We start from the raw sequence: 12,205 nt of genomic DNA, 5'->3' as shown, positions 1-12,205 counted from the left end.
ATGGGCGGCGTTTGGCGCACCAGCATTGGGCCTCCTCTGCAGCTTAAGCGAGGTCAAGGAAGCTATGACCTATCGGATCTAAGAGGGCGCAAAAGACGTCGCTGATCGAGATCAGAGAAACCGTCCATGGTGACAAAAGCGATCTCAGCGGCGCTCCGGCATGGGCAGCCGCCTCGACTCATGCTGACGCTTGCCAAGGAACGTGTCCGTCCGCTATGCAGCAGATCGCGAAAGCATCGTACGCCTCCGTTGACAGCCGCCTTGTTTGAGGGAGGCGAGCGCTGCAGGTCCTAGGGGTAATCCTAGGAGAAGCGCTATGACGATTTCGCGGGCAGAGGTGATCACATCCGTCGAGCGGCGGCGGCGGTGGTCGCGAGATGAGAAGGAACGACTAGTTGCCGCATCGCTCGCGCCCGGAGCCACTGTTTCCGAGGTGGCTCGCATGGCCGGCCTTCATGTGAGCCAGCTGTTCAGGTGGCGCAAAGAGTTTTGCAAGCGCGGTGAGACGAGTATGGCGCCGTTCGTGCCAGTCGAGATCGGACCGTCTGTGCCGCCGCGGGACCTGACCGAAGTGCCGTTGACGACGGCGCCGGCGCGTCGACGGAGGAGCCAGGGCATCATCGAGATTGATCTGGGTAGCGGACACCGCATCCGGGTCGATGGCGAGGTTGATGGAGACGCGCTGCGTCGCGTTGTCGATGCCCTGGTGCGCCGATGATCCCGGTTCCGACCAGCGCGCGAGTGTGGCTCGCGACAGGCTACACCGATATGCGCAGAGGCTTTCCGTCGTTGGCACTCCAGGTGCAGGAGGTGCTGCACAAAGACCCGCTCAACGGTCATCTGTTCGTCTTCCGTGGTCGCCGCAGCGATCTTGTGAAGATGATCTGGCACGATGGCCAGGGAGCATGCCTGTTTACCAAAAGACTTGAGAGAGGAAGGTTCATCTGGCCATCGGTTGCCGGTGAATCAGTCACGATCTCGCCGGCGCAGTTGAGCTATCTGTTGTCAGGGATCGATTGGCGCAACCCACAAGAAACCCAGCGTCCAACGCGGATCGGATAGCGTTTTATGTTTGAATCTGCGGCTTGATCTGATTCACTGGCTTCATGATGTCGAAGCCGGACGATCTTCCATCGGACCTTGCGAGTGCCCTGGCGGCGCTGCAGGCCGAGCGTGAGGCGCGGCTACACGCCGAGGCGGTGGCTGCCAGTGTGCGGGCGGAGCTGTCGGACAACGAGGCGCTGATCGCGCATCTGGAGCTGCGGATCGAGAAGCTCAAGCGCGAACTGTACGGGCCGCGCTCCGAGCGCACGGCACGGCTGCTCGAGCAGTTGGAGCTGGAGCTCGAGGAACTCGTTACCACAGCGAGCGAAGATGAGCTTGCCGCGCAGGCTGCAGCAGCAAAGACGCAGAACGTCCGTTCCTTCACGCGCAAGCGGCCGGTGCGCAAGCCATGGCCGGATGACATCGAACGCGAGCGCGTCGTCATGGAGGCTCCAACGAGCTGCGCCTGCTGCGGTGGATCGCGGCTGGCGAAGATCGGCGAGGATGTGACCAAGACGCTGGAGGAGATCCCACGCCGCTTCAAGTTGATCGAGACGGTACGGGAGAAGTTCACCTGCCGCGATTGCGAGAAGATCAGCCAGCCGCCCGCGCCGTTCCATGCCACGCCGCGCGGCTTCATTGGCCCACAATTGCTGGCGACGATCCTGTTCGACAAGTTCGGCATGCATATCCCGCTCAACCGCCAGAGTGCGCGCTTCAAGGCCGAGGGGATCGACCTGTCGTTGTCGACCCTGGCCGACCAGGTCGGCCACGGCACCTTCGCCGTCATGCCGCTCTTCCATTTGATCGAACGCCATGTGCTCGCGGCCGAGCGCCTTCATGGCGATGACACCACCATCCGTATCCTGGCGAAGGGCAAGTGTACCACCGGACGGATCTGGACTTATGTGCGAGATGACCGGCCCTTCGCCGGGCCCGCGCCGCCGGCTGCGGTCTATTACGCCTCGAGCGACCGACGAGGCGAGCATCCCCAGAAGCATCTGGCCGCCTTCGCCGGTATCCTGCAAGCCGATTGCTACAGCGGGTTCGAGCCGCTGTTCGATCCGCAGAAGAAGGCGCGGCCGATTACGCCGGCGTTTTGCTATGCCCATGCACGACGGGGCTTCTTCGACCTGGCCGACATCGAGAAAAATGCTCGGCAAGGTAAGAAGGGCAAACCGGTCTCTCCGATCGCACTGGAGGCGGTCAGACGCCTGGATGCATTGTTCGAGATCGAGCGCGCCATCAACGGCCGCGGCGCCGAGGAGCGGCGTGCCGTGCGCCAGGAACAGAGCAAGCCGCTTCTCGAGGACATGCACGTCTGGTTGCTGCGTGAGCGCGAAACCCTCTCGCGCTCCTCCGAGGTCCTGAAGCCTATGAATTACATGCTCAGGCGCTGGGGCGACTTCGCCCGCTTCCTCGACGATGGTAGGATCTGCTTGACCAATAATTGTGCCGAGCGCGCATTGAGAGGCATCGCCTTGGGACGGCGGAACTGGACCTTCGCCGGCAGCCAGCGCGGCGCCGACCGTGCCGCCATCATGCTGACGATGATCACGACCTGTCGCCTCAACGAGGTCGATCCCAAGGCCTGGCTCGCCGACGTCCTAGCCCGTATCGCCGACCTTCCCACATCGCGTCTGCACGAACTGCTGCCCTGGGAATGGAAGCTGGGCCAAGCCGGCAACCCCGCCGGTCAACAGGCCGCCTGACCTTCACGCAACGCCATCATAGAGCTCGCCGGGCCCGCGCGCACGCGGCAATCGGGCGGTCTTCATCGTATGCCTACAAAGCATCTCAAGGTTCTGGCTAACTGCAATCGACGAGCAGGATCGGGCATGGCTCACCCGTTAGTGTGTCGAAGTATTCCGAGGCCCAGAAGGTCTAGAATTAGAGGGGAGGCAGCGCGGGCCGGGCGTCCGCGCTGTTCAAAGCTCTGAAACTACCAACTCCGCGCTGCCAGCGGAGTTAAATGACGTGTGACTCGGCGCTCGTCGGAGAGGCCCTTGGAAAGCGCTGTCCCTATCACGTGCGCCACTAACTTCGCTCGCCAGCGTCGCGGTACTGCAACGCTGCCGCCTCGCACCCTTGGGGCGGCTGCCCCGAGGGCGCCCTGCCTTCTATCGTCGAGACGTCCCGCAAGGCACCTGCCAGATTTGGTAGGTTGAGCTGTCTTACATGGGAGAAACTGAAGCGTTGTGCCGACCACTCCTGCCCCCCGCGCCCAATCCTGAAGCCGCTTATCGCGAGGGAGCAATTATGAGCTTCTGGCTTGTGCACCGTAGCAACGCATCTGATTCCCGACCCCGCATCATTGGAGCGCGCGTGAAAACACCGGCCATCTCACGGGAATATCAAAATGTCAGAACCTGAAGGCATTTCGCAGAATTCGCTACGTATGCGCGTCCTTCATCTGAGACAAAATTCGGCAGACGATCGTACCTGGCCATATGCTTATTGCGGTTGCGCCAATGCCGTATGAGAGTCTTTCTAAATGGATCTTCGAAACCGGTTCCACATGGCAGCTGACAGATTTGATGGGTAGGCTCCCCGTCACACGACGTTAGCCATCAGGAGTCGCAGCAACATGCGCACGAGGGTCGTGCGCCAGCGAAGCGCATCGATTTCGTCAAAGATGCAATATCCAGGCCATAGGTCGAGCCATAGCAGTCTGTCTGATGGTTGCGAGAACCGCGAAGGCTATTTCCGCTCGCTGGGTAGACCTGCCTAAGGACGATTGAACCATCCACCGCCTCCTCGCCCACGGTCTAGCTAACGGCTCCAATCAGGCCGAACTGGTGGCGAATTCGACAGCTGGAATAGAGTCCTTTGGCCAGGCCCGGAGTTTCCACTTCGGTATTCGCTAGATGGGAGAGGTTGTGCGCTTCCCAGCAGTATCAATTCCATGCACGCAAAGCCGTTCGCTCCTTGTCCTTTTCTTCGCCTAGGCATCCAATTTCACGACGAGTTCATAGCGGCCGTTGCACTTAGTCATCATCCGAGCAGGATGCTCGAGATGATCAGTTCCCCCCACGTCGTCTTGTCGACTGACGCCAGCGTAGGTGCGTGCACCTCGTTGAGCTGCGCGATTGCCTAGAGGTTCGATCGTGCGGGAAGCCGATCGCAAATTTTCCTTGCAGGCGAATCCAGATAGGGCGATCTTACGCCTCGCGCGAGTACTTGCCCGTGTGGCCGCGAGGGAAGATCATGAAAGACAGCTCATCGAGCGAAGCGGGGAAAAGAGCGACGATCTATGCTCGATTCTCAACCGATCTTCAGAACGAGCGATCGATTGAGGATCAGCTTTCACTTTGTCAGAGCTATGCCGAGCGCGAAGGATTAATTGTTGTCAGTACCCATGAAGATCGGGCTCGTTCGGGCGGGTCTGTCATGGGCCGCGAAGGCCTTCTACGGATGTTGGACCAAGCGCGGGAGAGATCCTTTGACGTGGTGATCGTCGAAGCGCTCGATCGCCTCTCTCGCGACATGGAAGATCTGGCTGGCATTCATAAGCGGCTGTCATTTCTCGGGATCGAGATCCGGGCGGTCCACGAGGGCGTCGTTAACACCGTGCTGGTGGGCCTTCGCGGCTTGGTCGGACAACTTTATCGCGAGGACAATGCGCACAAAGTGCGTCGCGGCCAAGCGGGGCGGGTCAAGCAAGGTTTGGCTGGCGGGGGCCTGACGTACGGATACGCAGCGGTACCTGGAAGAAGTGGTGAACGAGTGGTTGTCGAGGCCGAGGCACAAGTGATCCGGCGCATCTTTCAGGAATACGTGGACGGTCGTACGCCTCGGGAAATCGCGCATGATCTCAACAACGAGGGCGTACCACCTCCGCGGGGGCGAGGCTGGAATGCGTCAACAATCAATGGCAATCATGAGAGGCGCGCCGGCATTCTGCCAAACGAACTTTATGTGGGGCGCCTTGTCTGGAACAAAGTCAGGATGGTGAAGGACCCCGACTCGGGAAAACGCCTGTCACGACCAAATCCGAAGAGTGGCTGGCAGGTGGCTGAAGTGCCGCATCTTGCAATTGTCAATCCAGAGCTATTCACGGCTGCTCAGCAACGCAAGGAAGAGCGCGGTCACATCCACCCCAGCCACCAACGTCGGCCTCGTCGGATGCTATCCGGACTGCTCCGGTGCGGCTCATGCGGTTCGGGTATGGCAACTAATGGACGCCACAAGTCAGGCCGCATTCGTATTCGCTGCTCTGCGGCGAAAGAGAGCGCCACATGTTCTGATGCCAAGACCTTTTATTTAGACGCGGTCGAAAGTGCGGTCCTCAGCGGGCTCAGGGCCGAACTGCGTGCACCGACGGTTTTTTCGGAATACGTACGAACGTATCTGGAGGAGCGGAAGCGCCTCCTAGCTACATCACAGGCAAAGCGGCACCGCCTTGAGCAGCAGCTAGGGCAGTTGAGTCGAGAAATCGAACGACTGGTGGATGCGATCGCAAAGGGACATGGCGATCCGTCCGTGCTCGGGCCGCGATCGACTGCCTTAGATGCCGAACGAAAGCGGATATCTGAGGAGTTACAAAGCGAACCACCCGCTCCGATCGAAATTGCGCTGCATCCGGCCATCCTCAAACGATATGAGGAGCAACTCGGTCGGCTTGAAGAAGCACTGGGTAAAGGTGTCAGTGCGGGCGACGGAGAGGCCGCAGAAGCCATTAGAGACTTGGTCGAGACGGTCACCGTGTTCCGCGAACCGGAACGCCCAGGTGGTTTAGCCGTCGAGATAGCAGGCCGGCTAAACGCCCCGCTCGGAGAAAAGGCCTATCCAAACAGAGTCAAGGGAGTGTGGGGAAAGGTGGTAGCGGGGGAGCGCTACCTACGTTCCCCCCGACACCTTTCCGCTGAGTTTATGGTTTCCGTGGCCTAGCCTTCGGTTGAGCAAGTTACTTCAATTGCTTAACGATGGTCCGAGTGCTTTTGGAACTCTTCTGCTGCATAGCACCCTGAACAAGATCGCGGATAAGTTGCATCACTTCTATTCACCGGCCAGAGGAGATGTATGATCTCGGGGGTTGGCTGTGGGGCTTGAATGACACGCAAATCTTATCCCGGACTTTTGCTCAATCAAAATAAGCATCGATTTTATTTTGCAACCATTCCGGTAGACGACCTTTTTCCTAGCTGTTTTGTCGCGAGAAGGGATGACGACCCGCTAACTGGATTTCAGCGGTCCCTCAATGAAGCACGAGCCGACGATATTGCTAAGTATCTCGCCGATGGCTCCGGATCAATTCCAAGCAACATCGTTTTGTCTGCCCAAACGGGTGCAGCTTTTCGATACATGCGCCGAACGAAATCTATTTCGTTCGAGCCAATCAAGAAGGCTTTCTTAGTTCTTGATGGACAGCACCGGCTTTGGGGTTATCACAAGTGTCGGGTTCGGCACCGTGTGCCTGTTGCTATCTATTCGGACCTTTCGCCCGCCGAGGAAGCAAAACTATTTGTGGACATCAATACAACACAGCGAGGTGTGCCAGCGGCGCTGCTGCTTGATATTAAGCACATCGCTCAGTTGGAGTCCGACAAAGAGCAAATCCTTAGAAGCATCTTTGACCGTCTAAATCGGGATGCTGAAAGTCCACTTGCTGGACGGCTTAGTCCTGCCAAGAGCGCGACCGGAAAAATCTCCCGCGTCACCTTCAATCGTGCAATCGGGTCGAGTTTAACCGGAGGTGTGATGTCCGAGACAGGAGACGACCAGCGGTACAAGCTCATCCGAAATTATCTAAACGCATTCGATGCGGAACTGGAGGATAGCTCTCTCCTGACCCGGTCAACTTTCTTCGAAGCGATTTTCAACATCTTCGATCAAGTCATTCAGACCGCGATTTCCACCTCGAAAAGCGCGAAGCCAGAAGCCATTCGCAAAATCATAAGACCGCTTGCGCGTTTGAGCTATCGGGGCTCGGGCGGGCAGTCGCTCCTTGACAAGAAGGCGATGACAGAGCTGATGCAATCTACGTTGAGAGCTAAGACGCCTATTAGCAACGAGATGCTTTAATGCTTCCTCAAGGCCCTGCTTGGCAGAGCCTTCGGCAGCAAGCGCTGATGGTTGTGCCCGAGAGAACGGTAGTACTAAAAACTAGACCGACGACGGTGCGGGAATGGCTATCAACCGGAGCCTTCGTTACGGCTGCAACCTCGCGCCGAGAGTTCCTCCTTTCAGCTTCCCATGTCGAGATAGCCGCTGCCCTTCATTCGGAAGTAGCGTTCTACCTAGATCACGCTGCGGAACATTCGGTTACGCTGCGAAACCAATTGGGTTCAGGGCGTTGGTTTAGCACCGGTTGGGTATGCGTAACTTTCTACTATTGGGCGTTTTTTCTCGCTCTTAGCCTAACGCGCATGCTCGGGCGAACCGCGGTATTTTTGGAAAAGCCACAAGTTCAGTCGCTTCATACGTTATCTGCGATGGCATCCCCCTCACCCGGAGCAGGCGCGTTTGTCATGGAGTGCTCGCCATCCAACACGTTAGCCTATGCCGATGTGAAGCTGACGAAATCCAGCCAGACCAGGGTACACAATCTCGTTTGGCAGTTAGTCGCCGAAGAAATCGCTAAACTAGCAAAACTCACGATTTCCGGCGATGACGAAGATCGCCTTTACCTTGCGCTTTTGACCGCTTTTGATTTTCTCGGAAGCGCATGGCCGTCGGACCTAAGGAATGCGGTGAACTACAGGCCGGGTGAAGGCTATTCCGCTGGTCGCGTCGCAGGCAAGATAAAGGCGTTCGCAGCAGTCAAGGTTGATCCGCCCACTAGCTTCGACGCAAGCTTAGGACGACTAGAAGACGCAATCTCCTCGATCTCAAAATCTTCGACCGTCGTCGATGACCTAAACCTGTCGTCAAAAATTCTTCTTGAAACGACAATCGTGCTCGATGCTCTCTGCCATACACTTCATTCCGAAGTGATAGCGCGAAGGCGTCTTGACATTAGATGGCAAAATGCCCGCAGCACATTTCTTAACCGCCAATTTTCTTTGTATAACGAGCCTAAGTGGCCTTTTGCCTGATCCAAGGGCTTCGGCCTCTCATTGAGAGCAAGGAGCTGCACTCAAGGGTAATTAACCAAGCCGCCATCCGATAACGTACAGAGTCTTTCGCACTTTCAGGATTGACGGCTTCTTCTAGAATGAAGGAGCTTTGAATGAACGATGGGAATGCCATGGGTCAGGTGATCCAAATTGATGAGGCCCGGATTCGAGATCACCTGGGCGAGATGGTCCGCGGGACAGTGGAAGAGACACTGAACGCGATGCTGGAGGCCGAAGCGGACCAGCTGTGCGGTGCTGGGCGGTATGAGCGCAGCCCGGCGCGGCAGGACACGCGGGCAGGCAGCTACGAGCGAACGCTGCAGACCAAGGCGGGCGACGTCAATCTGAAGGTTCCGAAGCTACGGCGGCAAACCTTCGAGACGGCGATTATCGAGCGCTACCGGAGGCGGGAGAGCTCGGTTGAGGAGGCGCTGATCGAGATGTATCTGGCCGGGATTTCGGTTCGGCGGGTCGAAGACATCACGGAGGCGCTGTGGGGCACCCGGGTCAGCCCGAGCACAGTGTCGAACCTGAACAAGAAGATCTATACCAAGATCGAGGCGTGGCGGAATCGCAGGATCGAAGGCGAGCATCCGTATCTCTACCTCGACGGCATCGTGATGAAGCGCAGCTGGGCTGGTGAGGTTCGCAACGTGTCGCTGCTGGTGGCCTCGGCGGTCAATGCTGAGGGGTTCCGGGAGATCCTCGGCATCTGTGAAGGCGCCAAGGAGGACAAATCCGGCTGGTCCTCGTTTCTGCGGCATCTCGTCGATCGCGGTCTCAAGGGCGTGCAGCTGGTGGTTTCCGACGCGTGCCGAGGTCTTGTCGAAAGCGTTGCGGATTATCTGCCGGAGGCACGCTATCAACGCTGCATGGTGCATTTTTATCGCAATGTCTTCAGCCACGTGCCGTCGACCCGGGTCCGCGAGGTGAGCCACATGCTCAAGGCCATTCATGCCCAGGAGAGCCGCGCCGCGGCCGACGAGAAAGCCAGGACCGTCATCGCGGATCTGCGGGCCAGCCGTATGGCCAAAGCTGCTGATCTCGTCGAGCAGGCGGTTCACGAGACGCTCGCCTACTATGCCTTTCCGGACATCCATTGGCGGAAGATTCGAACGAACAATCCGCTCGAGCGCATCATGAAGGAGATCCGGCGACGAACCCGTGTCGTCGGCGCCTTCCCCGACGGTCAATCCTGTCTCAACTTAGCGGCGGCCCGGCTGCGGCACATTGCCGGAACGGCGTGGTCGACCAAATGCTACATGAACATGCGACCGCTCTATCAGCCACAACTCTCTGAAACCGGAGCCGTCGCCTGATCAAAAGTGCGAAAGATTCTGGACAGTACCCCGCCATCCTCGCGCCCTACCGGCGTGGTCGGTGTCCACATCGGCAACTTGCAGCCGAGCCGGCGACTTCCCGGACTATCCCGCGCCCGCGACGCGCAACATCGAAGGTGGGAGAGATGATAGCGCTGATGCACTTGGGGCATGCCACCGTCGCCGCGGACACCCGGCCAGTTCGCTAACTTCAGCAATCATCGTCGCCGCAGAGGCACGCGCCAGAAATCCACTGGTCGAATGCCGGCATGGCAAACAAAAAGTCGCGCCGACAGGATGGGCGCGACTTTTCTCGAATAGCCAAAGACGTTCAGGAATGATGCCCTCGACTATTTCTCTTTGATGACAGTCGTGCTGCCGCTACTGCCAACCGTCCCTTCCTCGCAGACTTTGGTCTGCTTGATGCGATCTTCGGCTTCCACGCGGCTCTTGAAAGCCAGCGGACCGATCTGTGTTACGACCTCCTTGTCCGCCGGACGTGTGGTGGTAACGGTGCATTGGCGGTTCGGACCCTGCACGACATAGTACTCATCGGCCAGTGCCGGGGCGGCGCATCCGATGATTAATGCGCCAGCAAGAAGAAGTCTTGCCTTCATTGTCGCCTCTCTCTGTTCAAGTGCTGCCGGCCGGCGCGATCAAGCAACCGTCACGTGCTACCGCGCACGCGACCGCTCATGCTCCTCCTGTCGGCGGCTTTGTAACTCATTGCGGACTGCAAGAGTTCCGAAAGGCCACGTCCTCAGAACGAAGCCTTGGAACGAGGTGAAGGTGCCGCAACGGCCAGTTGTTGGATGATGTGCTCAGGTTCTGATGGCCGCTGCATTTGCGCGCGCTTTCTTTCTAGAAGCACAAACAAAAGCCCCCCGGAAGGAGCGGCGAGCGCTAAACCTAGATAATGAGCGGAACTCACTTCTTCATGGCGTCTGCTGCGTCTCTCGCCGCATCCTTAACGTCACCTGCGGCATTGTGCCTTGCCTTCCATTTGCAGGTCCTTATCGCCGCTTAGCTTACCGGCGCCTTCCTTAATGCTGCCCTTGGCCTTATCAGCAGCACCTTTCACATGCTCGCGCGATCCATAACGCGCTCCTTAGATCTGGATGACACCCAACGCACCAGAAAGTGCAACGTTCCGAATAGTGCTGGTGAGCAAAGCCAATCGGCTGAGTGGACCTCTTATGCGGCAATAGACTTGACCCACGAATGTTCGTCCTCGGTGGCTACTTTTGTAGCGCCGTGGCACTGAGGGTGTGCAATCCCGAGGCGAGCGGTCAGGCGCAAAGGACGTTCCACCGCATCTTTGCTGGTGAAGCAGAAGTCGCGGGGCGTTGCACATTTGCAACCCGCACGGCCATTCGAGGTAGTAAGCTGACCGAGCAGAATGACTGAAACATACTTCGTGTTTACTTCGATACAATCAGCGGGGGCGGAAAGTGTTTGATGTCTATCGCAATGGCAAGCGGGACTTGCTCGTTCTAAGCACAGGGGCCGCGATACCCGGCGCTTACTCTGCAAATAATTGGCGCAAGAGCAGAAAACGAGTTCTCAAAGTCAGCGACGAGATCAAGTCAGCCGTTCAAAGACAGGGCTATTACGTTCGCAGCTTGCGGGTCACCAAGGAGCGGATGATCTAGGTCGAGCAGGTCGGCGGCTTAGCTCGTCGCCGCACCATCCAGCTGCGCCAGCCCAGCCTCGATCACGAGGATATCTTCCTCGATCTGCTGAATGGTTGTCCGGCAGTCAAAGTCGGTGCGTGCCTTCAGGTCGGGCCAGCTTCCGGCGCTGTATGCGCAGATCGTCGAGAGCTCTCCTGTCATTGAGGCGAACGTAAGCGTCTACAATAAGTTCGATTGCGCTTGGCATCCCCGATCCTAGTCTCAATGAACACCCGCAACGCTTAGCCCGCGGCGTACGCCTCCGTTGACAGCCGCCTTGTTTGAGGGAGGCGAGCGCTGCAGGTCCTAGGGGTAATCCTAGGAGAAGCGCTATGACGATTTCGCGGGCAGAGGTGATCACATCCGTCGAGCGGCGGCGGCGGTGGTCGCGAGATGAGAAGGAACGACTAGTTGCCGCATCGCTCGCGCCCGGAGCCACTGTTTCCGAGGTGGCTCGCATGGCCGGCCTTCATGTGAGCCAGCTGTTCAGGTGGCGCAAAGAGTTTTGCAAGCGCGGTGAGACGAGTATGGCGCCGTTCGTGCCAGTCGAGATCGGACCGTCTGTGCCGCCGCGGGACCTGACCGAAGTGCCGTTGACGACGGCGCCGGCGCGTCGACGGAGGAGCCAGGGCATCATCGAGATTGATCTGGGTAGCGGACACCGCATCCGGGTCGATGGCGAGGTTGATGGAGACGCGCTGCGTCGCGTTGTCGATGCCCTGGTGCGCCGATGATCCCGGTTCCGACCAGCGCGCGAGTGTGGCTCGCGACAGGCTACACCGATATGCGCAGAGGCTTTCCGTCGTTGGCACTCCAGGTGCAGGAGGTGCTGCACAAAGACCCGCTCAACGGTCATCTGTTCGTCTTCCGTGGTCGCCGCAGCGATCTTGTGAAGATGATCTGGCACGATGGCCAGGGAGCATGCCTGTTTACCAAAAGACTTGAGAGAGGAAGGTTCATCTGGCCATCGGTTGCCGGTGAATCAGTCACGATCTCGCCGGCGCAGTTGAGCTATCTGTTGTCAGGGATCGATTGGCGCAACCCACAAGAAACCCAGCGTCCAACGCGGATCGGATAGCGTTTTATGTTTGAATCTGCGGCTTGATCTGAT

The 12,205-nt window shown here is 58.3% G+C and carries 12 protein-coding genes and 1 pseudogene; 10 read left to right on the top strand and 3 right to left on the bottom strand.

Annotated elements, in window-relative coordinates:
- The first annotated feature begins 316 nt into the window (after positions 1-316).
- The 7 genes from tnpA (ABIG06_RS16545) to ABIG06_RS16515 all read left to right on the top strand — a co-directional run bounded on the left by tnpA (ABIG06_RS16545) (position 317) and on the right by ABIG06_RS16515 (position 9,421).
- Entirely contained in the window at positions 317-718 is a 402-nt protein-coding gene (tnpA, locus tag ABIG06_RS16545; protein WP_424578131.1) for an IS66-like element accessory protein TnpA, read from the top strand.
- Complete coding sequence (tnpB, locus tag ABIG06_RS16540; RefSeq protein WP_424578130.1) at positions 715-1,062, top strand: IS66 family insertion sequence element accessory protein TnpB; 348 nt, start codon at positions 715-717, stop codon at positions 1,060-1,062. Before tnpA (ABIG06_RS16545) ends, tnpB (ABIG06_RS16540) begins: the two co-directional genes overlap by 4 nt.
- A 44-nt stretch (positions 1,063-1,106) precedes the next feature.
- The gene (gene tnpC / locus ABIG06_RS16535) at positions 1,107-2,756 is read left to right on the top strand and encodes an IS66 family transposase (protein ID WP_424578129.1); all 1,650 of its coding nucleotides are present in this window, start codon (positions 1,107-1,109) and stop codon (positions 2,754-2,756) included.
- A gap of 1,495 nt (positions 2,757-4,251) precedes the next feature.
- Complete coding sequence (locus ABIG06_RS16530) at positions 4,252-5,934, top strand: recombinase family protein (protein WP_124163219.1); 1,683 nt, start codon at positions 4,252-4,254, stop codon at positions 5,932-5,934.
- 162 nt (positions 5,935-6,096) lie between these two features.
- Complete coding sequence (locus tag ABIG06_RS16525) at positions 6,097-7,068, top strand: DGQHR domain-containing protein (RefSeq protein WP_124163220.1); 972 nt, start codon at positions 6,097-6,099, stop codon at positions 7,066-7,068.
- The gene (locus ABIG06_RS16520) at positions 7,068-8,081 is read left to right on the top strand and encodes a hypothetical protein (RefSeq protein WP_124163221.1); all 1,014 of its coding nucleotides are present in this window, start codon (positions 7,068-7,070) and stop codon (positions 8,079-8,081) included. Before ABIG06_RS16525 ends, ABIG06_RS16520 begins: the two co-directional genes overlap by 1 nt.
- 152 nt (positions 8,082-8,233) lie before the next feature.
- The gene (locus ABIG06_RS16515) at positions 8,234-9,421 is read left to right on the top strand and encodes an IS256 family transposase (RefSeq protein WP_199752527.1); all 1,188 of its coding nucleotides are present in this window, start codon (positions 8,234-8,236) and stop codon (positions 9,419-9,421) included.
- Positions 9,422-9,771: 350 nt separating this feature from the next.
- On the opposite strand, the gene ABIG06_RS16510 is transcribed toward ABIG06_RS16515, so the two are convergent.
- Positions 9,772-10,038: a hypothetical protein gene (locus ABIG06_RS16510; RefSeq protein WP_124163222.1), complete on the bottom strand. Its 267-nt coding sequence runs from the start codon at positions 10,036-10,038 to the stop codon at positions 9,772-9,774.
- Positions 10,039-10,394: 356 nt separating this feature from the next.
- Entirely contained in the window at positions 10,395-10,502 is a 108-nt protein-coding gene (locus ABIG06_RS16505) for a CsbD family protein (RefSeq protein WP_370137847.1), read from the bottom strand.
- 370 nt (positions 10,503-10,872) lie between these two features.
- Here ABIG06_RS16505 and ABIG06_RS16500 point away from each other — a divergent pair, with 370 nt between their 5' ends.
- Positions 10,873-11,073 carry a hypothetical protein gene (locus tag ABIG06_RS16500; protein WP_124163223.1) on the top strand — a complete coding sequence of 67 codons (201 nt, stop codon included), beginning with the start codon at positions 10,873-10,875 and terminating at the stop codon, positions 11,071-11,073.
- 18 nt (positions 11,074-11,091) lie between these two features.
- Here ABIG06_RS16500 and ABIG06_RS16495 read toward each other — a convergent pair.
- Positions 11,092-11,302: pseudogene (locus tag ABIG06_RS16495) on the bottom strand (hypothetical protein).
- A 124-nt stretch (positions 11,303-11,426) separates the two neighbouring features.
- Here ABIG06_RS16495 and tnpA (ABIG06_RS16490) point away from each other — a divergent pair.
- Both tnpA (ABIG06_RS16490) and tnpB (ABIG06_RS16485) read left to right on the top strand, forming a co-directional pair.
- Positions 11,427-11,828 (top strand): IS66-like element accessory protein TnpA, encoded by a 402-nt coding sequence (gene tnpA / locus ABIG06_RS16490; protein ID WP_424578131.1) that lies wholly within the window; start codon positions 11,427-11,429, stop codon positions 11,826-11,828.
- Positions 11,825-12,172, top strand: a complete 348-nt coding sequence (tnpB, locus tag ABIG06_RS16485; RefSeq protein WP_424578130.1) for an IS66 family insertion sequence element accessory protein TnpB — start codon at positions 11,825-11,827, stop codon at positions 12,170-12,172. Before tnpA (ABIG06_RS16490) ends, tnpB (ABIG06_RS16485) begins: the two co-directional genes overlap by 4 nt.
- Positions 12,173-12,205 lie beyond the last annotated feature (33 nt).

The sequence above is a fragment of the Bradyrhizobium sp. USDA 326 genome (assembly GCF_049739485.1).
Classification (GTDB): domain Bacteria; phylum Pseudomonadota; class Alphaproteobacteria; order Rhizobiales; family Xanthobacteraceae; genus Bradyrhizobium.
Note: the sequence above shows the minus strand (reverse complement) of the source record. Positions and strands in the feature narration are given on the sequence as shown.

Coding starts and splice junctions, on each gene's coding strand:
- tnpA (WP_424578131.1), top strand. CDS start 317: ATGACGATTTCGCGGGCAGAGGTGATCACATCCGTCGAGCGGCGGCGG.
- tnpB (WP_424578130.1), top strand. CDS start 715: ATGATCCCGGTTCCGACCAGCGCGCGAGTGTGGCTCGCGACAGGCTAC.
- tnpC (WP_424578129.1), top strand. CDS start 1,107: ATGATGTCGAAGCCGGACGATCTTCCATCGGACCTTGCGAGTGCCCTG.
- ABIG06_RS16530 (WP_124163219.1), top strand. CDS start 4,252: ATGAAAGACAGCTCATCGAGCGAAGCGGGGAAAAGAGCGACGATCTAT.
- ABIG06_RS16525 (WP_124163220.1), top strand. CDS start 6,097: ATGACACGCAAATCTTATCCCGGACTTTTGCTCAATCAAAATAAGCAT.
- ABIG06_RS16520 (WP_124163221.1), top strand. CDS start 7,068: ATGCTTCCTCAAGGCCCTGCTTGGCAGAGCCTTCGGCAGCAAGCGCTG.
- ABIG06_RS16515 (WP_199752527.1), top strand. CDS start 8,234: ATGGGTCAGGTGATCCAAATTGATGAGGCCCGGATTCGAGATCACCTG.
- ABIG06_RS16510 (WP_124163222.1), bottom strand. CDS start 10,038: ATGAAGGCAAGACTTCTTCTTGCTGGCGCATTAATCATCGGATGCGCC.
- tnpA (WP_424578131.1), top strand. CDS start 11,427: ATGACGATTTCGCGGGCAGAGGTGATCACATCCGTCGAGCGGCGGCGG.
- tnpB (WP_424578130.1), top strand. CDS start 11,825: ATGATCCCGGTTCCGACCAGCGCGCGAGTGTGGCTCGCGACAGGCTAC.